Annotated in this window: 25 protein-coding genes; 11 read left to right on the plus strand and 14 right to left on the minus strand. The window is 73.1% G+C overall.

The window, feature by feature from the left end:
* Positions 1-16 precede the first annotated feature (16 nt).
* The gene (locus tag ACFHWY_RS06565) at positions 17-520 is read left to right on the plus strand and encodes a hypothetical protein (RefSeq protein WP_416579185.1); all 504 of its coding nucleotides are present in this window, start codon (positions 17-19) and stop codon (positions 518-520) included.
* 62 nt (positions 521-582) lie between these two features.
* Here ACFHWY_RS06565 and ACFHWY_RS06570 read toward each other — a convergent pair whose 3' ends face one another.
* The gene (locus tag ACFHWY_RS06570) at positions 583-1,347 is read right to left on the minus strand and encodes an ABC transporter permease (RefSeq protein ID WP_416579186.1); all 765 of its coding nucleotides are present in this window, start codon (positions 1,345-1,347) and stop codon (positions 583-585) included.
* Positions 1,340-2,305: an ATP-binding cassette domain-containing protein gene (locus ACFHWY_RS06575; RefSeq protein ID WP_416579187.1), complete on the minus strand. Its 966-nt coding sequence runs from the start codon at positions 2,303-2,305 to the stop codon at positions 1,340-1,342. The genes ACFHWY_RS06570 and ACFHWY_RS06575 overlap by 8 nt, the downstream gene beginning before the upstream one ends.
* Before the next feature lie 93 nt (positions 2,306-2,398).
* Here ACFHWY_RS06575 and ACFHWY_RS06580 point away from each other — a divergent pair, with 93 nt between their 5' ends.
* Positions 2,399-3,169 carry a TetR/AcrR family transcriptional regulator gene (locus ACFHWY_RS06580; RefSeq protein WP_416579188.1) on the plus strand — a complete coding sequence of 257 codons (771 nt, stop codon included), beginning with the start codon at positions 2,399-2,401 and terminating at the stop codon, positions 3,167-3,169.
* Between the two features lie 20 nt (positions 3,170-3,189).
* On the opposite strand, the gene ACFHWY_RS06585 is transcribed toward ACFHWY_RS06580, so the two are convergent.
* From ACFHWY_RS06585 to ACFHWY_RS06620, 8 genes are read right to left on the minus strand one after another with little or no spacing between them, the layout of a single operon-like run.
* On the minus strand, positions 3,190-4,173 hold the full coding sequence (locus ACFHWY_RS06585; protein ID WP_416579189.1) for a DNA topoisomerase IB: 984 nt from the start codon (positions 4,171-4,173) through the stop codon (positions 3,190-3,192).
* Complete coding sequence (locus ACFHWY_RS06590) at positions 4,157-5,101, minus strand: glycosyltransferase family 9 protein (protein ID WP_416579190.1); 945 nt, start codon at positions 5,099-5,101, stop codon at positions 4,157-4,159. The genes ACFHWY_RS06585 and ACFHWY_RS06590 overlap by 17 nt, the downstream gene beginning before the upstream one ends.
* Positions 5,098-5,793 carry an SDR family oxidoreductase gene (locus ACFHWY_RS06595; protein ID WP_416579191.1) on the minus strand — a complete coding sequence of 232 codons (696 nt, stop codon included), beginning with the start codon at positions 5,791-5,793 and terminating at the stop codon, positions 5,098-5,100. The genes ACFHWY_RS06590 and ACFHWY_RS06595 overlap by 4 nt, the downstream gene beginning before the upstream one ends.
* A complete protein-coding gene (locus ACFHWY_RS06600) occupies positions 5,790-7,277 on the minus strand; it encodes a PfkB family carbohydrate kinase (RefSeq protein ID WP_416579192.1) in 1,488 nt (495 codons plus the stop codon). The genes ACFHWY_RS06595 and ACFHWY_RS06600 overlap by 4 nt, the downstream gene beginning before the upstream one ends.
* Before the next feature lie 10 nt (positions 7,278-7,287).
* Positions 7,288-7,965: a D-sedoheptulose-7-phosphate isomerase gene (locus tag ACFHWY_RS06605; protein ID WP_416579193.1), complete on the minus strand. Its 678-nt coding sequence runs from the start codon at positions 7,963-7,965 to the stop codon at positions 7,288-7,290.
* Positions 7,962-9,182, minus strand: a complete 1,221-nt coding sequence (locus tag ACFHWY_RS06610) for a glycosyltransferase (protein WP_416579194.1) — start codon at positions 9,180-9,182, stop codon at positions 7,962-7,964. The genes ACFHWY_RS06605 and ACFHWY_RS06610 overlap by 4 nt, the downstream gene beginning before the upstream one ends.
* Positions 9,173-10,144: a glycosyltransferase gene (locus tag ACFHWY_RS06615; protein WP_416579195.1), complete on the minus strand. Its 972-nt coding sequence runs from the start codon at positions 10,142-10,144 to the stop codon at positions 9,173-9,175. The genes ACFHWY_RS06610 and ACFHWY_RS06615 overlap by 10 nt, the downstream gene beginning before the upstream one ends.
* The gene (locus ACFHWY_RS06620; RefSeq protein WP_416579294.1) at positions 10,141-11,859 is read right to left on the minus strand and encodes an HAD-IIIA family hydrolase; all 1,719 of its coding nucleotides are present in this window, start codon (positions 11,857-11,859) and stop codon (positions 10,141-10,143) included. The genes ACFHWY_RS06615 and ACFHWY_RS06620 overlap by 4 nt, the downstream gene beginning before the upstream one ends.
* A 226-nt stretch (positions 11,860-12,085) precedes the next feature.
* Here ACFHWY_RS06620 and ACFHWY_RS06625 point away from each other — a divergent pair, with 226 nt between their 5' ends.
* Together ACFHWY_RS06625 and ACFHWY_RS06630 are read left to right on the plus strand one after the other, a co-directional pair.
* Entirely contained in the window at positions 12,086-12,523 is a 438-nt protein-coding gene (locus ACFHWY_RS06625) for an SRPBCC family protein (RefSeq protein WP_416579196.1), read from the plus strand.
* A 96-nt stretch (positions 12,524-12,619) separates the two neighbouring features.
* Positions 12,620-13,381 carry a polyprenol monophosphomannose synthase gene (locus ACFHWY_RS06630; protein WP_416579197.1) on the plus strand — a complete coding sequence of 254 codons (762 nt, stop codon included), beginning with the start codon at positions 12,620-12,622 and terminating at the stop codon, positions 13,379-13,381.
* Here the strand turns inward: ACFHWY_RS06630 and ACFHWY_RS06635 are convergent.
* Complete coding sequence (locus tag ACFHWY_RS06635; protein ID WP_416579198.1) at positions 13,378-15,006, minus strand: phytoene desaturase family protein; 1,629 nt, start codon at positions 15,004-15,006, stop codon at positions 13,378-13,380. The two genes, ACFHWY_RS06630 and ACFHWY_RS06635, sit on opposite strands and share 4 nt — an antisense overlap.
* Positions 15,007-15,130: 124 nt before the next feature.
* Between ACFHWY_RS06635 and ACFHWY_RS06640 the strand changes: the two genes are divergently transcribed.
* On the plus strand, positions 15,131-16,564 hold the full coding sequence (locus ACFHWY_RS06640) for an aldehyde dehydrogenase family protein (protein WP_416579295.1): 1,434 nt from the start codon (positions 15,131-15,133) through the stop codon (positions 16,562-16,564).
* Between the two features lie 53 nt (positions 16,565-16,617).
* Here ACFHWY_RS06640 and ACFHWY_RS06645 read toward each other — a convergent pair whose 3' ends face one another.
* Complete coding sequence (locus tag ACFHWY_RS06645; protein WP_416579199.1) at positions 16,618-17,016, minus strand: ChaB family protein; 399 nt, start codon at positions 17,014-17,016, stop codon at positions 16,618-16,620.
* A gap of 150 nt (positions 17,017-17,166) precedes the next feature.
* On the opposite strand from ACFHWY_RS06645, the gene ACFHWY_RS06650 reads away from it, so the two are divergent.
* The 5 genes from ACFHWY_RS06650 (at position 17,167) to ACFHWY_RS06670 (ending at position 19,774) form a co-directional block, all read left to right on the plus strand.
* A complete protein-coding gene (locus ACFHWY_RS06650; RefSeq protein WP_416579200.1) occupies positions 17,167-18,144 on the plus strand; it encodes a YihY/virulence factor BrkB family protein in 978 nt (325 codons plus the stop codon).
* Between the two features lie 46 nt (positions 18,145-18,190).
* Positions 18,191-18,607 (plus strand): DUF2795 domain-containing protein, encoded by a 417-nt coding sequence (locus ACFHWY_RS06655; protein ID WP_416579201.1) that lies wholly within the window; start codon positions 18,191-18,193, stop codon positions 18,605-18,607.
* A gap of 51 nt (positions 18,608-18,658) precedes the next feature.
* Positions 18,659-19,120 carry an SRPBCC family protein gene (locus ACFHWY_RS06660; RefSeq protein ID WP_416579202.1) on the plus strand — a complete coding sequence of 154 codons (462 nt, stop codon included), beginning with the start codon at positions 18,659-18,661 and terminating at the stop codon, positions 19,118-19,120.
* A gap of 104 nt (positions 19,121-19,224) precedes the next feature.
* Entirely contained in the window at positions 19,225-19,482 is a 258-nt protein-coding gene (locus ACFHWY_RS06665) for a hypothetical protein (RefSeq protein ID WP_416579203.1), read from the plus strand.
* A gap of 79 nt (positions 19,483-19,561) precedes the next feature.
* Positions 19,562-19,774 (plus strand): hypothetical protein, encoded by a 213-nt coding sequence (locus ACFHWY_RS06670; RefSeq protein ID WP_416579204.1) that lies wholly within the window; start codon positions 19,562-19,564, stop codon positions 19,772-19,774.
* 10 nt (positions 19,775-19,784) lie between these two features.
* Here the strand turns inward: ACFHWY_RS06670 and ACFHWY_RS06675 are convergent, their stop codons facing one another.
* Positions 19,785-20,213: a hypothetical protein gene (locus ACFHWY_RS06675; protein ID WP_416579205.1), complete on the minus strand. Its 429-nt coding sequence runs from the start codon at positions 20,211-20,213 to the stop codon at positions 19,785-19,787.
* Between the two features lie 161 nt (positions 20,214-20,374).
* Here ACFHWY_RS06675 and ACFHWY_RS06680 point away from each other — a divergent pair, with 161 nt between their 5' ends.
* Complete coding sequence (locus tag ACFHWY_RS06680; RefSeq protein ID WP_416579206.1) at positions 20,375-20,749, plus strand: DUF6401 family natural product biosynthesis protein; 375 nt, start codon at positions 20,375-20,377, stop codon at positions 20,747-20,749.
* A 62-nt stretch (positions 20,750-20,811) separates the two neighbouring features.
* Here ACFHWY_RS06680 and ACFHWY_RS06685 read toward each other — a convergent pair whose 3' ends face one another.
* Positions 20,812-21,678: a mechanosensitive ion channel family protein gene (locus ACFHWY_RS06685; RefSeq protein WP_416579207.1), complete on the minus strand. Its 867-nt coding sequence runs from the start codon at positions 21,676-21,678 to the stop codon at positions 20,812-20,814.
* Positions 21,679-21,704: the final 26 nt, after the last annotated feature.

A 21,704-nucleotide genomic window follows, 5' to 3' on the forward strand; every position in this document is an offset into this window, starting at 1 on the left:
CGGGAGGGGCACGGTCGTGATCGAAGAACCAGCGTACAGCGGATTCGGTTTCTCCGACGAGGAGTGGGGGCTGCTGGTCGGCCTGCCGCAGTCGGTGCTCACCGCGGCAAGCGCCGCCGAGTCCGACGGCACCAAGGCGACGATGACCGAGAGTGCCGCCGGACTGGAGACCATCTCCGTCGGCCGGGAGTCGGCCAGCCCCCTGGTGGCGGCGGTGGCCGGCGAGATCATGACCCGGGTCGGCGACCCGGAAGCCGGCGAGGAGCTGCCGGCCATCGAGCCCGCCGACCCGCGCGCCTACGCCGAGGACGTGCTGGGCCGGGCCAAGGAGGCTGCGGCGCTGCTGGCGGCAAGGGTGGACGAGGGCCAGGCGGGCGCGTACCAGCACTGGCTGGTGGAAATTACCGAGCAGGTTGTCGGCGCCGCCAGCAGCGGCGGTGTCCTCGGCCTGGGCGCAAGCCTCGTCAGCCCTTCGGAACGCCGCTTCCGAGACCGCCTGGCCCAGGTTCTCAACGACTAGGAACCACGCTGGACAGAGGCACGGCGGCTCCCGAGAGGGTGCCGCCGCGCCCCTGTCCAGGCTCAGGCGATTCGGCGGCGGAACAGGGCCGCAGAGAGCACCACCGCTACCGCGAGCAGGGCGAGGCACCAGGCCGCCGCGCGGGCCGGCGCCGAACCGACCGGCGTGTCCAGGAGCAGTCCGCGCAGGGATTCGATGACCGCAGTGACGGGCTGATTCTCCGCGAAGCCGCGAAGCCAGGCGGGCATGGTGTCGACCGGCACGAAGGCGCTGCTCGGATACGGCAGGAACATCACCAGGAAGGTGTAGCCGCTGGCCGCCTCCGGGGTTCGGGCCAGCAGGCCGAACGCCGCCGAGAGCCACGACACGGCCAACAGGAACATCAGCAGCACCCCGCCGGCGGCCAGCCAGCGCAACGGCTCGACAGCCGGCCGGAACCCGATGGCGACGGCGACACCCAGCACGAGCACGGTGGAGACGGTGTTGCGGGCCACACTTGCCACCACATGACCGGCAATAATCGAGGTAGCAGCGACATCCACCGTCCGCAGCCGCTCGATCATGCCGTTGGTCAGGTCGGTGGTGACGCTGATAGCGGTCCCCGCCGCACCGAAGCCGGCGCAGAGCAGCAACACACCTGGCACCACGTAGGTCACGTACGCGGAGTCGGTCTCGATCGCGCCACCGAAGAGGTAGACGAAGAGCAGCATCAGGATCACCGGCAGCAGCAGTGAGGTCAACAGTGCGTCGATGTTGCGCCGGGACAACCGCACGCAGCGGCCGATCATTACCACCGTTCGCGTGCGACGGATGGTCAGCTCAGACATTGGTGACCTCCCGTTGTGGGCTCACCGGGCGGCCGGTGAGGGTGAGGAAGACGTCGTCGAGGGTTGCCTCACGGACGGTGAACCGGACCACCCCGTGCCGGTCCGGATCGACCTCGTCGAGCAGGCCACGCACCTGTGGCGCGCTGCCGTCGGTGGCCACCGACAGCGCCAACCGGGCCGGATCACGATGCCTGGTCCGGTCGCCCAGCCGGCGCACCGCCTCGTCGAAGCCTGCCTCGTCGCGCCAGGTCAACTCCAGGCGCTGGGCGCCGAAGCGGCGCTTGAGCTCGCCCGCCGTCCCGTCGGCGACGAGCCCGCCGTGGTGCAGCACCATGATCCGGTCGGCCAGGCGGTCGGCCTCTTCCAGGTACTGCGTGGTGAGCAACACGGTCACCCCGGCACCGGCCAGCTCGCCGATAACCTCCCACAGGCCCTGCCGGCCGCGCGGGTCCAGGCCGGTGGTGGGCTCGTCAAGGAAGATCACCGACGGCGCGCCGACCAGGCTGGCCGCCAGGTCGAGGCGGCGCCGCATGCCGCCGGAGTAGGTCACCGCCCGCCGGCCCGCGGCGTCGGCCAGGTCGAAGCGCTCCAGCAGCGCGGCGGCGCGGGCCCGGGCTGCTGGGCCGGACAGCCCGGCGAGCCGCGCCAGCATGGTCAGGTTCTCCACGCCGGTCTGCCCGTCGTCGAGAGCCGCGTGTTGGCCGGCAAGGCTGATCGCCCGCCGCACCTGCCGCCGTTCGCGCACCACGTCGTGCCCGGCGACCCGGGCCCGCCCCGAGTCCGGCCGGGTGAGCGTGGCCAGGATCCGCACGGTGGTGGTCTTGCCGGCACCGTTCTGGCCGAGCAGGGCGTGCACGCCTCCGGTGGGCACCCGCACGGTCAGACCATCGAGGACGACGACGTCGCCGAAGGATTTTCGCAAGCCGACCAGGTCGACGGCCGATGGTCCGATATCCACTGCCACCCCCGCTATCTGCGTACTGCATACGCTTCACTGCGTAGACAGTACGCAAAAGCTAGTCTGAGGGTCAAGACCTACCGTGGAGGTGGCGTGGACGACGCCGACGTCGAACTGCCCGAAAACATCGCGCTGGCCTGGGGGCTGCGCCACCGGCCCAGCCGCGGCCCGAAGCGCAGCCTCAGCCTCGATCAGGTGATCGCCGCCGGAATCCAGGTCGCCCAGGCCGAAGGGCTCCCGGCGGTGTCGATGAGCCGGGTCGCCGCCGAGCTGGGCGTCGCCACGATGTCGCTCTACCGGTACGTGCCGACCAAGCAGGACCTGCTCGGGCTCATGGTCGACATCGCGTACGGCCCGCCACCGCGCACGCGCGGCGCGGACGAGGGCTGGCGACCGGCACTGGCCCGGTGGGGCGAGGGAAATCTCGCCGCGCTGCGCCGACAGCCCTGGATGCGACACGTGCCGATCAGCGGTCCACCGATCAACCCCAACCAGGTGCGCTGGCTGGAGTACGGGCTCGCCGCGTTGCGCGGCACCGGCCTACGCGCCACCGAAAGGATTTCCACCATCATGCTGGTCAGCGGGTACGCCCGCAGCTGGGCCACGCTCACCGCCGACCTCGCCGAGGCGGCAGCCCGGACCGGGCAGACGCCCGAGGAGGTGGGCATGCGCTACTGGCACCACCTGGCCATGGTGACCGCCCCCGGCCCCTACCCGGCCATCCACGAACTGCTGTCCGAGGACGACGAGGACGACGGGGACATCGACACCGAGTGGCGGTTCGGACTCGGCCGGGTCCTCGACGGCGTGGCAATGATGATCGAGGCCCGCGCCGCCAGCCCGACGCGCGACGGCGGCACGTGAGCCTCTCCGGTCGGGGCGGATCAGGCCCGCTCCAGGAGGGTCAGCACCGCCTGCTCAGCCTGCTCGCGCGGGGTTTCCGAGCGCACCGGCACCACCACGCCGTCGTGGAACAGGTCCACCACCCGTGGGTCCACGTAGGAAGCGCGTGCCACCGTCGGTGTGTTGCCGAGCAGCTCCGCCACCTGTCGCATGACCGCCACCACCGCCCGCCGCCGGGCGGTGGCAGACCGGGGCGAGCAGAGCGTGGCCAGCTCTGTCGCCGCCCGCACCGTCGCGTGCCAGGTACGGAAGTCCTTGGCGGTCATCTCGCCGCCGCTCGCATCCCGCAGGTAGTCGTTGACCTCGTCGGCGCGCACGTCCCGCCAGGACCGCCCGTCCCAGTAGCCGAACAGCCGGTCGGCCGACCGCCGCCGCCGGCGCAGGTTGGTCAGCACCCGGCACAGCTGCGGATCGGAAACCAGCCGTACCTGCTCGACGCCGCCCTTGGCCGGGAACGCGAAGACCACGCAGCCGTGGCGGAACCGAGCGTGCTCCGGACGCAGGGTGGCCACCCCGAACGTCGGGTCGTCGCCCACCGCGTACTGGTCGCCGCCGACACGGAACGTGCCCATGTCGAGCAGTCGGGTCACCGTCGCCAGCACCCGCTCGCGCCGAAGTCCCCGCCCGGCCAGGTCGAGGCCGACCCGCTCGCGCAGCACCGGCAGCCGGCGGGCCACCTCCAGCACGTGGTCGAACTTCGCCTCGTCCCGCCGCTGGCGCCAGAGCGGATGGTAGAGGTACTGCTTGCGGCCGGCCACGTCGACGCCGGTGGCCTGGATGTGCCCGTTGGGGTACGGCGAGATCCACACCTCGCGCCAGGCGGGCGGGATGACCAGGTCCCGCAACCGGGCCAACGCCTCGGGGTCACCGACCGGCTCGCCACGCGGGTCCAGGAACGACCAGCCCTGGCCCCGCCGGCGACGCCCGTACCCCGGAGCGCCCGGATCGCTACGCCGCAACCGCACGGTCCGCCCACACCGCTCGGGCCACCTCGTCGACGGCCGCCAGCACCTCGTCGACCCCGATGGCGGTGATGGCGGGACGGCTGTCCCGCCCGGACCGGTCCGCCGCGCCGGCCCAGAGCGCCCGATGCCGCCGACGCTCCGGGGGCGGGCCCCACCGGGCGGGCGGGACCGGACCGAAGAGCACCACCGACGGGGTGCGGTAGCCGGTGGCAAGGTGCGCCACCCCGGTGTCGCCGCTGACCACCAGGCGGGCGTGGGCGACCAGGGCTGCCAGCCGGGCCAGGTCGGTCCGGCCGGCCAGCACCGCCGTGGCGGGCAGGCCGGCGGCGAACCCGATCCGCGAGGCGGTGACCCGCTCCGGCGCACTGCCGGTCAACACCACCCGGTGGCCCCTCGCGGTCAACTCCCGGGCCAGGGCGGCGTACCGCCCCGGCGGCCAGCACTTGGCGGGCACCTTCGAGCCGGGGTGCAGCACGGTCACCCCACCGGGCATCGTGCCGAGCTCCGGCCGGCGCAGGTCCAGGTCGGTCGCGTCCGCCGGGACGCCGTACCCGCCGAGCAGCCGGCACCAGCGGGACACCTCGTGCTCGGCGTCGTCCCACTCCGGGCCGTCGGTGTGCCCGGCCTCGGCGTTGGCGAAGGCGAACAGCCGGCCGGGTCGGGCGACACCGAGCAACCGGTGCGAGTCCGGCCCTCGACCGTGCAGGTTGACCGCGATCTCCACCGGCCCGACGGGTCGGACCAGCCGGTCCAGCCCGTCGGTGGGCAGCAACCGTTCGACACCACCGACCAGCTCCACGAGCGGAGCGAGCCAGGCCGGCGCGGCCAGCACCAACTCCCGGTCGGGGTACGCCGCCCGCAGCGCCCGCAACGCCGGGACCGCGGTCACGAGGTCACCGACGCCGAGGGCACGCAGCGCCAGGATCACGGGTACGAGGTCTCCTGTTCGGCGCAGACCACCATCTCCCGTACCGCACACCCGGCAGGCTGGGACAACGCGAACATCACCGCCGCCGCGGTGTCCGCCGGGTCGTTGAGGATCGCGTCCGGCCCTGGGCGGTACCGCGGGTCACGCTCGTCGAAGAAGGCCGTCCGCATGCCACCCGGCACCAGCAGCGTGACCCCCACCGTCCCGGCCAGCTCGGCGGCGAGCGCACGGGTGAACCCGACCACCCCGAACTTCGCCGCGCAGTAGGCGGTCGCGTCGCCGACCGCCTTGACGCCGAGGGTGGAGGCGACGGTGACGACGGTGCCCCGGGACGCCTCCAGGAACGGCAGCGCAGCCCGGATCACCGCCGCGGTGGCCAGCAGGTCGACCGTCACGATCCGCTCCCACGTCTCGCCCGGCACGTCGGCGAGACGGCCGGGAACGTCGATACCGGCGGCCGTGACCACACCGTCCAGTCCGCCCGCCCGCTCGGCCAGCTCCCGGGTCGCCCGCTCGGCGGCCCTGGTGTCGGAGAGATCGCACTCGACCCACGGCACCCCGTCGCCCGGCGCCTGCCGGTCCAGCACCAGCGGCCGGCCGCCGCTACGGGCCACCGCCGCCACCACCGCCGCGCCCAGTCCGCTGGACCCACCGGTGACCAGTACGCTCCGCCCGGTGCCCGGCGCACTCATCGGACGACCCCGGTGCTCTCCGGGGCGACCACCGGGGTCGCCGTGACCACGATCCGGGGATCGGAACTCCCGCCCGTCCGGGCAGCGGAGATCATGCCCGTGGTGGACCGCCCGTCCAGATACGGCACCACCACCGTGTCGCCGCCCCATCGACGCAGGATCTCCGCCTCGGGCAGGTTGTCGCCGTCGCCACCACCGGCGGAGTAGTCTCCGCCCTTCACCCAGATGTCCGGCCGCAACCAGGACAGCGCCGCCGCCGGTGTCGGCTCGTCGAAGATCATTACCGCGTCGACACAACTCAGCGCGGCCAGCAGTCGGCTCCGGTCGTCCTGCCGGATGACCGGCCGGTCCGGTCCCTTCAGTCCGGTCACGCTGGTATCGGAGTTGAGGCACACCACGAGGCAGTCGCCGAGCTGCCGGGCGGCCTGCAGAGTCGCCACGTGACCGGCGTGCAACAGGTCGAAACAGCCGCCGGTCGCCACGACCGTACCCCCGGCGCAGCGGACCCGGGCGACGACGGTGGCGGCTGCCGCCACCCCCACCCGGTCGCCGGCCACCACGTTGTGCGCCGACTGCGGGGCCCGGCGCACCCTCGCCGGCAGCGCTGTCGCCACACCCCCGTCGGCCACGTACGCCGACGCGTCGGCCACCGCCTCCTGCACCGCCTCTGAGACCAGCGCACCACGGGCCAGGGCGAGACTGGCGGCGACGGCGAACCGGTCCCCGGCACCACAGGTGTCCCCCTCGGCCGCGACCGGAGCGGGCACCACCAGCGGCGTCGCTCCGGCGTGGCTGAGCAGCGCCCCGTCGGCGCCCAGCGTCACCGACACCGCACCCGCCCGCCACCGCTGCCGCAGCCGCTGCGCACCCTGGGCGGCGGTGGCCAGCCTGGTGGCACCCGCGGGCGCCTCCACCAGCTCCCGCACCTCCGCCTCGTTAGGGGTGACCAGGTGTGCCCCGGGCACCGCGGCCGGCCCGCGCGGGTGCGGATCCCACACCAGCGGCGCCCTGACCGACGCCAACGCCGCCCGTAGCGCGCCCTGTCGCGCCATCCCCCGGCCGTAGTCGCTGACCAGCACCACCGATGCCCGTTCGAGCAGGCGCAACACCGCCTCCGGCGGCTCGCCCGGATCTCCGGCGCCACCACCCCGGTCGTGCCGCAGCAGCACCCGGCCGCCGGCCCGCAGGCGGATCTTCTCCGGGGTCACGCCGGCCAGGCGCAGCGGGTACACCTGCACCCCGGCGGCGGCCAGCAGCACGCTCAGCCGGGCCCCGCCGGCATCGTCGGCCAACGCCGTGACCAGCACCACCTCGGCTCCCTGCGCTGCGGCGAAGACGGCGGAGAGTCCAGCTCCGCCTGGTCGGTCGACGTGCGCGGCCTCGTCGAGGACCGGCACCGGAGAGTCCGGACACAGCCGACTGACCACACCCTCGACGTCCCGGTCGAGCAGGGTGTCACCGACCACCACCAGGGGTCCCGTCACGTTCTCCTCCTCACGCCTGCATCGGCTGGCCGGTACCGCCGTCCAGCACCACCTCGACACCGGCCCGCACCGGACCGGCGGCGGGTGCGGTGGCCGCCGGCGCGGCGGGTGCCACCGGCTCCGCGTACTCCGCCATCGCCTGTTCGACGTACTCGCAGAGCAGGTGGCTGGAGACCAGATGCAACTCCTGCACCACCTGGTTGTCCGGGGAGTCGACCGCGAGCACCTCGTCGCAGGTCTCCGCGAGCGGGTTCGGGATCGGCCCGGTGAAGGCCCAGCACCGCAGGCCCGCCGCCCGCCCGGCCCGCGCGGCGGCGAGCAGGTTGGCACTCGTGCCGCTGGTCGACAGCAGCAGCAGCACGTCGTCGGGCCGGCCATGGGCGCGGACCTGACGCGCGAAGACCTCCTCGTAGCCATAGTCGTTGCCGATCGCGGTCAACGCCGAGGTCTCGGCGTGCAAAGCGATGGCGGACAGCGGTTGCCGGTCGTCGTGCAGCTTGCCGACCAGCTCGGCCGTCAGATGCTGCGCCTCGGCGGCACTGCCGCCGTTGCCGGCGACCAGGAGCCGGCCGCCGGCGGTGAGCCGCTGCGCCAGGAACGCACCCCATCGGGCGAGCAGCGGCTCACACCCTCGGAACGGCGGCAGCGCCGCGGCCAGACTCGCCAGATGCGCGTCGAGCAGGGTCATCGAGCCTCCACCCGGGTGGGGCGGTGCACGGCGGCCACCTCGGCGTAGACGTCGGCGAGGCGCTCCGCGGTGACCGCCCAGGAGTAGTGCTGCCGGACGCGGGCGCGGGCCGCGCCCGCGTACGCGAATCGACGGATCCGGTCGTCGAGCAACCCGCGCAGCGCCTCCCCCAGGGCCCGCGGGTCCCGGGCCGGCACGAGGTCCCCGGTCACCCCGTCGACCACGGTGTCCCGGAGGCCGCCGACTGCGGTGGCCACCACGGGCACCCCGCAGGCCATCGCCTCCAGCGGAGTCAGGCCGAACGGCTCGTACCAGGGTGCGGCGACCAGCACGTCCGCCGAGCGGTACCAGCGGCCCATCTCCTCGCGGGGCACCGCGCCGACCAGCCGGACCCGGTCGGCCACGCCGCAGCTGTTGGCGAGGGCACGAAGCCGACGGGCGTACGGGTCGGTCTCCAGCAGGCCGGCTGGCGGGCCTCCCACCACCACGCACTCGGCCCCGGGCACCTGCGCCATCGCGCGGACCACGGTCTGGAATCCCTTGCGTTCCACCAGCCTGCCGACGGTGAGGATCCGGGCCCCACCCGGTTCCCGGTCGGCGGCCGGGCCCAGCGGGGCGAACGTGGCCAGGTTCACCCCGGACGGGACGACCGTCATCCGGGACCGGGGTACCCCCATCCGGACCAGCTCGCCGACCTCGTCGCGGCACTGGGCGACCACCCGGTCGACCGAGCGGCCGAGGTGAAGTTCGTAGCCGACCCGCCGCGCCGGGCTGGTGTCCTGCACGCCCTGGTAGCGGCGCTTGACCGTGCCGAGCGCGTGGTACGTCTGCACCACCGGTACCCCGGTCTGCCGGCCGGCCTCCAGCGCGGCCAGCCCACTCATCCAGAAGTGCGCGTGGATCACCTCGGGTGCCCAGTCCCCGCCCCGCCACCGGTCCACGAGCCAGACGCTGAACGCCCGCATGTGCGGCAGCAGAGCGTCCTTCGCCACCGGCTCCGCCGGCCCGGCGGGCACGTGCACCACGTCATACCCGTCCGGGCTGCGTACGGTCACCGGCAGGTCCACCGCGTCGCGGCGGGTGTATACCCGCACCTCGTGCCCGGCGGCGGAGAGCGCGGCGGAGAGCTCCGCGACGTGCGTGTTCTGGCCGCCGGCGTCCTCGCCGCCCAGGATGGCGAGCGGGCTGGCATGCTCCGAGATCATCGCTATCCGCATACTTCCTCCTCCAGCAGCCGGTCCCAGTCGGCGAGGAAACGGTCGAGGCCGAAGCGTTCACGGGCGGCGGCGCGGGCCTCGACGCCTGCCCGGCGGGCCCGCTCCGGTTCCGCGACGAACCGTCCGGCGGCGTCCAGCAGGATGTCCACCCGGGTGGCGAGCGCACCGGCACCGGGCGGCACCGCCGCAACCGCCTCGGTGGTGGCCAGCGCCACCACCGGCATGCCGATCGTCATCGCCTCGATCAGGCTCAGCCCGAGCGAGGTCCACCGACACAGGTGCAGGTACGCCCGGCGGCGCGCCAACTCGGCGTGCATCCGGTGCTGCGGCACGTCGTCGTGGCTGACCAGCCGGTCGGCGGGCAGGCCGAGTCGCTCGGCCAGCCCGGCGACCTTCATCCCGAAGACGTCCAGCGGGGCGATCTCGGCGAAGCGGGGCAGCAGATCGGTGCCGGTGACCCGCCAGCGGCGAACCGGCTCGTTGATCACGACGGCCAGCCGGTCCAACTCGCCGGTGTAGGCCACCGTAGGCGGCACCACCCCGTGATCGACGACGGTGGTGCGAGTGGTGCCGGTGTCCCAGAACAGCTCGTTGAACGCGGTCACGTGGGCGACGAGCAGGTCGTCCCGGTCGGCCATCGGATGGCGGCTGTTCGGTACGTTCCCGTCCTTCGGGGTGTTGTGCTCCACGTAGATCGCCGGCAGATCCCTACCCGGACGGCGGCCGAGCCAGTCGGCGGCCAGGTCGAGCTCCTCGGGTCGTTGCAGGATGACCAGTTCGACCTCGGCGGTCCGCAGCTGCTCCGGACTCACCTCGGTCGCGCTCTCCGGCCAGGTGTACGTGCGGGCCCGACCGAGCCCGTACGGCCCCCGGTCCGGCGTGGCCGGAACCAGGTAATGGTGTTTGCCGTGCACGAAAGACGTGGTCCAGGAGCCGTGCACGTGCCAGAGCAGGATGTTCACCGGCCGCCTCCGCCGCTGTTGACGACCGCCGTCGGTGTCGTGCGGGGCAACGCCGCCGGGCTCGACGCCGGATCCGGCGGTACGCCCATCAGTCGCAGGGCGTCGAGGACCGCGCGGGGCTCGACACCGCTCAGACACGGGTGGCCGGGTACCGGGCAGCGCGCGGCCCGGGTGTCGCGGCAGGCTGCCGTGGCGTCGCCGAGCCGCACCGTCGGCACTCGCCACGGCCCCCACTGTCCGAACGGAACGGTGGGCGCGAAGAGGCTGACCACCGGCACCCCGTACGCGGCGGCCAGGTGCGCCGGACCGGTGTTGCCGACCACCACGGCGCCTGCGGCGGCGACCACACCGGCCAACTCGGCCAGCCCGGTACGTCCGCCGAGGTCCCGGCAGTGCCGGCCGGCGACCCGGGCCGTCAGGTCACGCTCCTGTGGTCCACCGGTGACCACCACCCGGTGCCCGGCCACGCTGAGTTCCCCGGCGATCCGTTCGGCCAGCTCGGGTGGGCAACCCCGGGCCGGTGCGGCCGAGCCGGGATGAAGCACCACGTACCCCGGTTCGCCGGCCTCCGGCGGGGGTGGCGGCACCGGACGCAGGCGCAGCCGCGGCTCGTCACCCTCGGCCAGCACGTAACCGGCGGCGGCGGCCAGCGACAGGGCCCGTTCGGCCTCCGGGACACCGGCCGGCACCCGGTGGCGTACGTCGAGCAGGCTGCCGGGGTAGTCGTCGCTGATCGCGGCGATCCGCGCGACCCCGGCCATCCGCAGCAGCAGGGCCAGCGGCAGCGGCGACTGGTGGAAGGAGGTGAAGATGACTGCCTCGTCGGCCGCGACGGCCGCCAGCCGGGTGACCAGTCCGGCCATCTCGGCGGGATCCACCGACGCCGGGGCCGGGTCGATCCAGGGCAGCCGGTGCTCGACGATCTCGTCGACGCCGGGCAGCAGTTCGGCGGCGGAGCGGCCGTGTGGACCGCAGAGCAGCACCACCCGTTCGGCCCCGGCGGCGACCGCCCGGATGCCCGGCCCGGTCACCAGCACGTCCCCCGCCGAGTCCGACCGCACCACCAGCACCGTTCGGCCAGCCGCGTCGGGACGGGTCACGACGCCAGCGGGGGCACGGCCGCGCGCCGAACCGGACGCCACCGCCCCCGCGGGGCGCAGCGCCTCCTGCCGGCGCAGCAGCTCCGCAACGGCCGACGGCAGGTCCGCGGCCACCCAGGGGGCCGCCACGACCTCCTCGACCCTGGTCACCGGCGTCGGCACCAGCAGGCCCACCGCGCCGGCCGCCAGCGCCGCCGTGACGTCCCTGCCGATGTCACCGATCAGTACGCAACGGGCGGGCACGGTGCCCAACGCCCGGGCGGCGGCATGCACCAGGCCCGGTGCCGGTTTGCGGCACCCGCAGCCCTCGCCGTCGTCGTGCGGGCACACCTGCCAGGAGTCGAAGGGGCCCAGCAGGGACTCGATCCGGCGGTGTACCCGATGCAGCTGCGCCTCGGTGAACAGGCCCCGGGCGAGCCCGGACTGGTTGGTCACCACGGCGAGTCTGATCCCGGCCGCCCGCAACCGGTCCAGCGCCGCCCGGGCGCCCGGCATCGGGCGCACCTTGTCCGGATCTCCGTTGTACGGCACGTCTTCGATCAGGGTGCCGTCCCGGTCGAGCAGGGCCGCGTCGAACAGGGGCCGGTTCGACGCGGCCCCGTCAACGCCGGCCAGAAACCATGCTGACCTGCTCTGATACGGCTCCCCATGGTCCTGTCGCACGGCCGGCGGGTTCCCTGCCCCCCGGGGAGTAAACGTCGGCCACGACGGGGCGGCGGTACCGTGCGCCCGCGGTGACCACACCGCTGCCCGCGGTGCCTTACCCACCGCTTCCGAGAAGCTAACCCGAGGCATCTGTTAGCCGGCCGGGCCGGGTGGGTACGGCCAGACCGTGGCGATCGTGCAAAGAGTGATCGAGGCACCGGTGCGCCGGGTCTGGGCGGTGCTGGCGGACGGGTGGACCTACAGCGACTGGGTGGTGGGCACGGCTCACATGCGCGACGTCGACGACGGCTGGCCCCAGGTGGGCACCCAGCTGCACCACCGCGCCGGCCCCTGGCCGTTCTCGCTGGAGGACACCTCGACGGTGCTGTCCTGCGAACCGGAGCGCAGGCTCGTGCTGCGCGTTCAGCTCTGGCCGGCCGGCGAGGGAGTCGTGGTCTTGACCCTGGAGCCCGTCAGGACGGACGCGACCCGGGTGCTGCTCGGCGAGGATTTCGCCGCCGGTCCGCTGCGCTGGCTGCGTACCAAACTCAACGACGTGGTCCTGCACCTGCGTAACGAGGAGACCCTCGACCGGCTCTCCGACATCGCCCTTCGGCAGAAGGTGCCGGCCTGACCGTGTGTGACGCTGCGACGGGGAGCCATTTCACCCCGCAAGGGACATGTAGTTACGCTCTCAGGGAGCCCTGTCCGCAGACCGAGGATGTCCCCCATGATCGAAGCCGTCCAGCTGCCCTCGCCGTGGCGGGACCTGCCCCTGACCGTCGTGGTGCCGACCTACAACGAGGCGGGCAACCTGCCGGTACTGGTCGAGCGTCTTCTCGCGCTGCCACTGCCCGGCCTCAAGGTGCTGGTCGCCGACGACAACTCCCCGGACGGCACCGGCGAGGTGGCCGACAAGCTCGCGATCGGGCACCCCGACAGGGTCGAGGTGGTACATCGCCCCGGCAAGGAGGGTCTGGGCCGGGCGTACGTCGACGGGATCAGCCGGGCGCTGGACGGCGGGGCCGAGTATGTGGCCCAGATGGACGCCGACCTGTCCCACCCGCCGGAGGCGCTGCCGGGCATGCTCGGCGCGCTACTGTCCACCCAGGCCGGTGTTGTGATCGGGTCGCGGTACGTGCCCGGCGGCGAGCTGGACGAGAACTGGCCGCTGTACCGGCGTGCGCTCAGCGGCTGGGCGAACCTCTACGTGCACACGCTGCTGCGAGTGCGGATCCGGGACCTGACCGCGGGTTTCAAGATCTGGCGGGCCGACGCGCTGCGGGACATCGGGTTGCAACGGGTCCAGTCCAACGGCTACAGCTTCCAGGTCGAGATGCACTATCTCGCCACCAAGCTGGGGCACACCATCCTTGAGGTGCCGATCCGGTTCGAGGAGCGGCGCGACGGCGCCTCCAAGATGACCACCGCGACCAAGGTGGAGAGTGCGTTGATGCCGTTCAAGCTCCGGACCCGCCACCGCAACATCTAGCGCCGCACCGGGTCAGCGTAGATGGCCCGGTGGGCGGTGGCCATGGCCCGGCGGTAGGCCCCTCCGGTCAGGGTCCGGTCGCGGGCCAGGGCGGCCCGGGCGGCGTTCGCGCCCGGTGCGCCGTGCACCCCGCCCCCCGGGTGCGCCGAGGAACTGGCTAGGAAGAGCCGGTCCACCGGGGTGTCGGCGCGGCCGAGGCCGGGAATCGGCCGCAGGAACAGCTGCTGGTACGGGGCGGCGGTGCCGCCGCCGATGGCGCCACCGACCAGGCTCGGGTTGGCCTGCTCCAGGTCTGCCGGCCCGGCCACGTGCCGACCGACCACGAGGCCGCGGAATCCGGGTGCGGCGGTCTCCAGCACCGTCTCCATCCGTTCCACGTGGGCGACGATGTCCTCGGCCCGCCAGTGCCGACGAAACGGCAGGTGGGTGTACGACCAGAGGGACTCGGTGCCCGGTGGTGAATGACGCGGTTCGGCCACCGACATCTGCCCCACCAGCAGAAACGGGTCGGGCGGCAGCTCACCGCTGGCAAGCGTGGCGGCGTAGCCGGTCAACCCGCCGCGGTCGGCGCCCAGGTGCACCGTGCCGACGGTCGCCAACTCGCGGTTGCTCCAGGGCATCGGCGCGGACAGCGCCCAGTCCACCTTCAACGTCGAGCCGTCCCACCGAAAGTGCTCCAGGTCCGCCACGAGTCGGGGCGGCAACGAAGCCGCGCCGACCAGGTCGAGGTAGAGCGCGGGTGCGGGCACGTCGGCGAGCACGGCACGGCGGGCCCGCCACAGGGTGCCGCCAGCGGTGCGTACCCCGACCGCCCGACCCCGGGCGACCAGCACCCGGTCCACCGGGGCGCCGTAGAGAATCCGGCCGCCCCGCTCGGTCAGCCGGGCCACCAGCGCTTCAGTGATCTTCTGCGCCCCACCCGCCGGCACCGGCCAGCCGACCTGCTGGCCGAGCATGGCGAGCAGCCAGCCGTACACGCCGGAGCCGGCCTCCTCGGTGGACAGGTCGGTGTGCAGGGCACAGCCGGCCAGCAGCGCCGGCCCGCCGGCACCGGTGAACAGCTCCTCGCCGAGCCGGCGTACCGGCAGCACCAGACGCCGGGCCAGGCGCAGCGTACCGGCGACACGCAGCCGGGCCAGCAGGCTCACGCCGCCGCGTACCGGCGGGAACGGGGTGGTGATCAGCTCCAGCATCGGCTCGGCGACCTGCCGCCACTCCTGGTACGCCGCCAGCCACCGGGCGCCGTCGCCGGGCGCGAAGGTCTCCAGCGAGGCCGCGGTCAGCTCCGGATTCCGGTTGAGCACCGCCGCCCGGTCGTCGGGGAACCGGTGCGCGAGCACGTCCGGGGCGTGCCGCCAGGTGAGCCCGTGACGGGCCAGGTCCAGGCCACGCAGCACCGGCGAGGCGTAGCCGAGCGGGTAGAAGGAGCTGTAGAGGTCGCTGAGGTAGCCGGGCGCGGTCACCTCGGCCGAGCGCACCGCCCCACCCGGAACTGCGGTGGCCTCCAGCACCAGAACGTCCCAGCCCGCGTCGGCGAGCAGGTTCGCGGCGACCAGGCCGTTGTGTCCCGCCCCTACGACCACGGCGTCGGCCCGCTCGGCACCCGTTTCACTCGGCGACATCATCCGAGCACGCTACCCCCCGGACAACCGGGCGAAACGCCCGGCGAACGCGCGGAATGCCGCGCCCTGCGGGCAGTCGCACGGGAAAGGCTGTTTGCCCGGCGTCGGCCGGGGCATCCAGCACGCCATGTACACGGTCGCGCAGCTCATCGGTGGAGTCTGGGGCGTCGGCGGGGAGGCCGGCGAGTTGGTCGTGCACGATCCGGCCGACGGCAGCCGGGTGACCAGCGCGCCGATCGCCACGGCCGACGAGGTCGACAAGGCGGTGGCGACGGCCCGTGGCGTGGCGGCCCAGTGGGCCGCGACGGCTCCGGCGGAGCGCGCCGCCGCGCTGCACCGGGTCGCGGACGCGGTGGCCGAGGCCGCCGACGACTTAACTCACGCGAGCACCGCCGAGATGGGCAAGCCCCTCGCCGACGCCCGGGGCGGCGTCGAGGCCGGCATCGCCACCCTGCGGCAGTACGCCGAACTCGCGCCGGCCCGGGGCGGCCGGACCCTACACGGCGATCCCGGCGCCATCGACTTCATGACCCCCCAGCCGCGCGGCGTCATCGCCGCCATCACCCCGTGGAACGACCCGGTCGCGGTACCTTGCGGCCTGCTCGGCGCGGGCCTGGTCACCGGGAACGTGGTGCTGCACAAGCCCAGTGAACGCACTCCGGCGACCGGCTGGCTGTTGGCTCGGGCGTTCGACACGGCCCTACCGGCGGGCGTGCTGTCGCTGCTCACCGGCGGCCCCGGGACCGGTGCGGCACTCGCCGCCGCCGAGGTGGACCTGGTGGTGCACGTGGGATCCACCGCCACCGGCCGGGCGATCGCCGCAGCCGCCGCGGGCACCGGCGCGAAGGTGCTGCTGGAGAACGGTGGCAGCGACCCGCTGATCGTCGACGCCGACGTCGACCCGGTATGGGCCGCCGAGCAGGCCGCCCTCGGCGCGTTCGCCAACGCCGGCCAGATCTGCGTCGCGGTGGAGCGGATCTACGCCCATCGGGACATCGCCGAGGATTTCGTGGACGCCCTCGTCGAACGGGCTGCCGCGCTGCGGGTCGGCCCCGGACGCGACCCGGACACCGAGCTCGGCCCGCTGGTCGACCGGCGGCACCGCGACCAGGTGCACGGGCAGGTCAGCGCGGCGGTGGCCGACGGGGCACGGATCCGTACCGGCGGCGTGCTGCCCAAGGGGCCGGGTGCCTTCTACCCGGCCACCGTGCTCGACCGCTGCCGCCACGACATCACGCTGATCCGCGAGGAGACGTTCGGCCCGGTCGCTCCGGTGGTGGTGGTCGAATCGTTCTCCGAGGCGCTGCGGTGTGCGGCCGACTCGCCGTACGGGTTGGCCGCGACCGTGCTGACGGGATCGATGAGCAACGCGCAGCGGGCCTGGCGGGAACTGCCGGTGGGCACCGTCAAGGTGAACGCCGTCTTCGGGGGCGCTCCGGCTGGCGCCGCCCATCCGCGCCGCGCCAGCGGCCAGGGCTTCGGCTACGGGCCGGAGCTGCTCGACGAGTTCACCGCCGTCCGGGCGGTGCACATCGAGGCGCCCGGCGACGGTCACTGGTGAGCGTGCGGTCCGGCCCCGATTCCCCGGGACCGGATCACGCGGGCCGGCGCTGCTCAGTGGCGGGCTTTGCGGGTCTGCCGGTCGTTGGCCTTCTGGATGGCCTTGACCAGTTCGGGCCTTGTCATGCTCGACCGTCCCGGCACGTCCAGCTTGCGGGCCACCGCCACCAGGTGTTCCTTGGAGGCGTTGGTGTCCACCCCGCCGGCGGTCGGTGCCCTTCGGGCCGGACCGCCGCCCGCGGCCTGCTGGTCGCTGGGACCTCTACGGCCCTTCGGCTCCCAGTGGTCGCCCACCTTCTCGAACTCGTGTTTGACGGCGGCGAACGCGACACGGTGCGCCCGCTCGCCGTCGCCGTAGGTCTCGACCGCCGAATCGTGTGTCCTCTCCCAGGTGCGCTGGGCCTTGTCCGGGGAGCGCCGCAACGTGCTGGGTAGTACCTCGCGCCCGGGCATCTCTAACCTCCTCCGTGTGCGAGTGATTCCTTCTGGTGTTCCCCCGCCGATCGCAGCCAAACCGCCGATCGGTTTGCCGCTCAACTTGGCCGGGTACCGGCCGGGCTATCGACGCGCCGTGCCCACCAGGCCGCGCATGAGGGAGCGGTGATGACGACGACGAACCCGGACGCTCCGTCAACCGACCCGACCCTGCCGCCGCTGCCGGGGATCCGCCAGTTGCACTGGCCGACCTGGCGTGGCGTGCTGGTTCGCAGCGGACGCAACTACCTGCGGGACAACTGCACGGACTGGGCCGCCGCGCTCACCTACTACGGGGTGTTGGCGCTGTTCCCCTCCACCGTCGTGGTGGTCGCGCTGGTGGGTCTGGTCTCCGACGGGGAACGCACCGTCGACACGGTGCTCGACCTGGCTCGGGACATCGGCGCCGGTTCGGTGGTGGCCGACGACGGCTTCGCCGGCGTGGTGCGGGCGGTGGTGGACCAGAACAGCTCGGCCGGGGTGCTGCTCAGTTTCGGACTGCTCGGCGCCCTCTGGTCGGCCTCGAACTTCATCGCGTCGTTCACCCGGGCCTCGAACACCATCTACGGGGTGGCCGAGGGGCGACCGGTGTGGCAGCTGCGCCCGACGCAGATCGGGCTGGCCGCGCTGTCACTGGTGCTGCTCGCCACCGTCGCCACCGGCCTGATCGTCAGCGGGCCGGTCGCCGACGCGGTCGGTGACCTGGTGGGAGCCGGCGACGCGGCGCGCACCGCCTGGGCCGTGGCCAAGTGGCCGGCGCTGGCGTTGGTCACGCTACTGCTGATGTCCCTGCTGTTCTGGGCGGCGCCGAACGTCCGCCAGCCGCGGTTCCGCTGGCTCACCCCCGGTGGTGCCGTGGCCCTGGCCGCCTGGGCACTCGGTTCCTTCGGCTTCGGGCTGTACGTCGCGAACTTCGGCTCGTACGACGCGACGTACGGCAGTCTCGGTGCGGTGATCGCCTTCCTGGTCTGGCTCTACCTGTCCAATTCCGCGCTGATGCTCGGCGTCCAGATCAACGCCGAACTCCAGCGCGGCCGGGTGCTCCAGTCGGGAGCGGAAGACACCGGCGAGCCGGTCCTGCCACCACGGTCTCCGGCCGGTTCGTGACCCCTTGCCGCGTTTAGCACCCTCCCGGCCGGGTAGCGCAGAAGACATGGAACGCGGCAGCAGCAAGCACGCACCGAGAGTCGATGAACAGATGAGCCAGGAGGTCAGCGGCCTCGTGCAGGGGCCGGGTGCCGGTGGCTCGCGGGTCGACGAGTTCCGGGTCCCGGAGCCCTCGGGAGAGGACCAACCGGAGGCGACCACCGCTCCGGCCGGCGACACCCGTAGCGGCACCCCCCAGGGCATGACCTCCGAGGACGTCGAGGCGCGCAGCCGGCTCGGGCGGTTCATCACACTGAGCGCCCTGCCGGGTGACCGGGCCGCACTGCTCGCGAACGCCCGGGCCAACGATGCCCCGGACGACGTGCTGGGCGAGTTGGGTCGCCTGCCGGAGGACACCCGTTACCAGACGGTGTCCGAGGTGTGGGCGGCCCTCGGTCACACCAACGAGACGACACGCTGGTGAGGCAGGCCCCCTCGGCCTGCCGCGTTCACCGGCGCGCAGGAAAGGATGCAGATGAGTGACGTAATCGAACATGTCGACGTGGCCGTCCCGGTACGCACGGCGTACGACCAGTGGACGCAGTTCGAGGAGTTCCCCCATTTCATGGAGGGCGTGGAGGAGGTCCGCCAGCTCTCCGAGACGATGACCCACTGGACCGTCGAGATCGCCGGTTTGAAGCGGGAGTTCGACGCCGAGATCACCGAGCAGCTGCCCGACGAGCGGGTCGCCTGGCGCTCGACCGGCGGCACCCAGCATGCCGGCGTGGTCACCTTCCACCGCCTTGACGAGGCGAGCAGCCGGGTCAGTCTCCAGCTCGAGTTCGACCCGCACGGCGTCATCGAGCAGGCCGGCGACAAGCTCGGCGTGGTCGACCGCCGGGCAAAGGGCGACCTGCAGCGGTTCAAGACCTTCATCGAGCGGCGCGGTCACGAGACCGGCGCCTGGCGGGGCCAGGTCGACCGGCCGCAACCCTGATCGCTCCTGGCAGTCGACGGCCGCCGGTCCGACCGGCGGCCGTCGCCGCGCCCGCCGTTGGTGGCGTGTCGTTTGCGGCGGTCGGGTCGGGGTACCGCGATGGCATGACCGACGACAGGGTGTGGCGCGACGAGGAACGACTCCCGCTTGAGGACCTGGACCGGGCCGTCGCCCGGTCCACGATCGACGGGCAGGCCGACGACGTGACCGGCAACGACGCCGGCGAGGAGGCCGCGTTCGGGCACGGCCCCGAAGCAGCCGACCGCGGTGGCGAGATGCCCGGCACCGGCCGTGAACGCACCGACCCGGACCGCGCCCACCGCCCCTCCACCACCGGCCGTACCGGCCCGGACACTCTCTGACGGGTGAGAAACGGGCAGGTCAGGCAGAATCGGCCGTTCGGGTGACGGCAACGGCGGCGCGACGCGCAAGAATTCCGAAATGCATCAGGGCTCCAGCTTCCTCACCACGCGTCAGCGCCGCTTGGCATGGATCGGCTTTCTGCTCGCCGCAGCCCAGGCACCGGTCTCCGCCAAGCTGACCGAAGACAGCTCCTGGCTGTTCAGCCTCTGCGTCGCGGTGATGGTGGCGACCGTGATCATCGCCGACGACGCCGCCCGCCGTCGTCCGGCGGACGCCGACTCCGCGGACTGACCTCCACTCGTCACGGGCGGGCCTCGTGTCCGGGCCGGCCCCGGGTCCGTCGGCGCTCCTTCATCTCCGCCTCGAAGAGGTGCCGCCGGCCGCCGACCAGTTGGTCCCGCGCCGACTGGTCCATCTCGCGGAACAGTGCGTGGTAGCCGTCGTCGAAGTCCTCGACGATCTGGAACGTCCACCGTCCGGCGATCACGTTGCGACCCACCAGTTCCTCGGCGATCCGCTCGGCGATCGCGGGATGCCCGGCGTCTCGGAACATCCGGACGGCGTCGTCGAGCATCAGGTCGGCGTGGCCGACGAGTTGGTGCAGCGAGTAGAGGTGGCCGCGGGCCCGTTCCACACACTCGAGGGCCTCGCTGAGCTTGCCGAGGGCCGCCACCGTGTCGTCGGTCACTGCGGCGGGTCTGCGGTGTCCCTCGTCGGGTCCGTCCCCCATTCGTGCCTCCCTGATGCTGTTCGCGCCGCCTTCGCGGTCACCCGAGGCGGCAGGACGCCCGGTTCGGTCCGCACGGCCACCGCCGGGGACCGGTGGAGGATGTGGTGACCAGCCGAGAGGCCGAGGCCACGGCCGTTACGGGTTGGCTAGATTCTTTCCCCATGCGCGTGCCGTCGAATCGGGTAACCGCCCCCACCGCCGTCGACTCGGCCCGGTCGAGTCTGGTCGCGCTCGCCATTGCCGTTGGGCTGGACGGGATGGCCGCCGCCAGCTCTGAGCCGGGTCTGCTCGCCGCGGTCGACCAGCACGCCGCCGCGGTCCGGGACAGCCTCCGGGGTGACCACCGGCCGTTGTCGGCGGCGGCCCTCGCCGGCTACGCCGAGGGGGTCCGGTCCGCCGCCGGTGAACACGGTTGGCAGGCCCCGGCCGGACCGGTCACCTGGGTGGAGGCGGACTGGGTGTTGCTGCGCCTGCTCGGCGTCTGCGCGCTGACCGCCGTGCTGGACACGCCGGCTGCGCAGCCGCCCCCACTGTGAACGCGGGACGGGTGCCCACCAGGCGGCGGACACCCGTCCCTCCCCGACGACACGGTCGCCCGCTACGGGCGGAACTGCTGCGTCTCGTCGCCGGCGTTTCCGGACTGGTAGGTGCCCCGCCCCCCGGACATCGAGGACTCCTGTCCCCGTGACGTCGCCTGGGAACGGTCGCCGCCGGTCCGGTCGGCCATCTGCCGCTGCGTGTCGCCGCGACCGGCCTCTGCCCCCTGCCGCTGATCGCGGATGAACCGCGACTCCTCGGCGGCCCGGTTGAGCCAGCCCTCCCATCGGCTCTGCATCGGCCGGACCAGACCGCCACCGATGCCGACGATCAGGATGCCGGCCACCGTGGCCAGGACGGCGATCAGCACGGGCTGCGTGACGGTCGTCGCGATACCAACCTGGTTCAGCGCCGCGATCACACCCAGCGCGATCACGAAGATCGCCGCCAGGTCGGCCAGCACCCGGCCGTACGACAACCCGCCGAGCGCACCCGTGATCAGGTCCCGGGCCGCGTTGGCGATGGCGAACGCCACCACCACGATCACGATCGCCACGAACGCCCGCGGCAGCCAGGCCACCACACCCGCGATCAGATCGCTGATCGCGTTGGGACCCCAGACACCGAAGGCGAACTGCAGTGTGAACAGCAGCACGGCGTAGTAGGCCAGCTTCGCCAGGATGTCACTGGCGTCGTACTTCGTCCGTTCCAGCGCACGCTTGATACCACCTCGTTCGACCGCCCGGTCGAACCCCACCCGTTCCAGGGCCGCGTTCACGATCTTGAGTACGGCTCTGGCGATGAGCCATCCGACCACCAGGATCGCGATGAACGCGATGGCCCGCGGCACGAACAGCAGCACCGACCTCCACATGTCGGCCACGGCGTCACCGATGTCGACCTGCCTGACCGCGAGGGTTTCCGGCATGATGTCCCTCCTGTCGCATGGATTGC

The organism is Micromonospora sp. LOL_024 (genome assembly GCF_048060415.1).
In the GTDB taxonomy this organism is placed as follows: Bacteria; Actinomycetota; Actinomycetes; order Mycobacteriales; family Micromonosporaceae; genus Micromonospora.

Excerpts from the sequence above, each read along its gene's own strand:
- ACFHWY_RS06570 (WP_416579186.1), bottom strand. The coding sequence starts at position 1,347 with ATGTCTGAGCTGACCATCCGTCGCACGCGAACGGTGGTAATGATCGGC.
- ACFHWY_RS06595 (WP_416579191.1), bottom strand. The coding sequence starts at position 5,793 with ATGAGTGCGCCGGGCACCGGGCGGAGCGTACTGGTCACCGGTGGGTCC.
- ACFHWY_RS06605 (WP_416579193.1), bottom strand. The coding sequence starts at position 7,965 with ATGACCCTGCTCGACGCGCATCTGGCGAGTCTGGCCGCGGCGCTGCCG.
- ACFHWY_RS06610 (WP_416579194.1), bottom strand. The coding sequence starts at position 9,182 with ATGCGGATAGCGATGATCTCGGAGCATGCCAGCCCGCTCGCCATCCTG.
- ACFHWY_RS06630 (WP_416579197.1), top strand. The coding sequence starts at position 12,620 with ATGATCGAAGCCGTCCAGCTGCCCTCGCCGTGGCGGGACCTGCCCCTG.
- ACFHWY_RS06635 (WP_416579198.1), bottom strand. The coding sequence starts at position 15,006 with ATGATGTCGCCGAGTGAAACGGGTGCCGAGCGGGCCGACGCCGTGGTC.
- ACFHWY_RS06640 (WP_416579295.1), top strand. The coding sequence starts at position 15,131 with ATGTACACGGTCGCGCAGCTCATCGGTGGAGTCTGGGGCGTCGGCGGG.
- ACFHWY_RS06645 (WP_416579199.1), bottom strand. The coding sequence starts at position 17,016 with ATGCCCGGGCGCGAGGTACTACCCAGCACGTTGCGGCGCTCCCCGGAC.
- ACFHWY_RS06650 (WP_416579200.1), top strand. The coding sequence starts at position 17,167 with ATGACGACGACGAACCCGGACGCTCCGTCAACCGACCCGACCCTGCCG.
- ACFHWY_RS06655 (WP_416579201.1), top strand. The coding sequence starts at position 18,191 with ATGGAACGCGGCAGCAGCAAGCACGCACCGAGAGTCGATGAACAGATG.
- ACFHWY_RS06660 (WP_416579202.1), top strand. The coding sequence starts at position 18,659 with ATGAGTGACGTAATCGAACATGTCGACGTGGCCGTCCCGGTACGCACG.
- ACFHWY_RS06665 (WP_416579203.1), top strand. The coding sequence starts at position 19,225 with ATGACCGACGACAGGGTGTGGCGCGACGAGGAACGACTCCCGCTTGAG.
- ACFHWY_RS06670 (WP_416579204.1), top strand. The coding sequence starts at position 19,562 with ATGCATCAGGGCTCCAGCTTCCTCACCACGCGTCAGCGCCGCTTGGCA.
- ACFHWY_RS06675 (WP_416579205.1), bottom strand. The coding sequence starts at position 20,213 with ATGGGGGACGGACCCGACGAGGGACACCGCAGACCCGCCGCAGTGACC.
- ACFHWY_RS06680 (WP_416579206.1), top strand. The coding sequence starts at position 20,375 with ATGCGCGTGCCGTCGAATCGGGTAACCGCCCCCACCGCCGTCGACTCG.
- ACFHWY_RS06685 (WP_416579207.1), bottom strand. The coding sequence starts at position 21,678 with ATGCCGGAAACCCTCGCGGTCAGGCAGGTCGACATCGGTGACGCCGTG.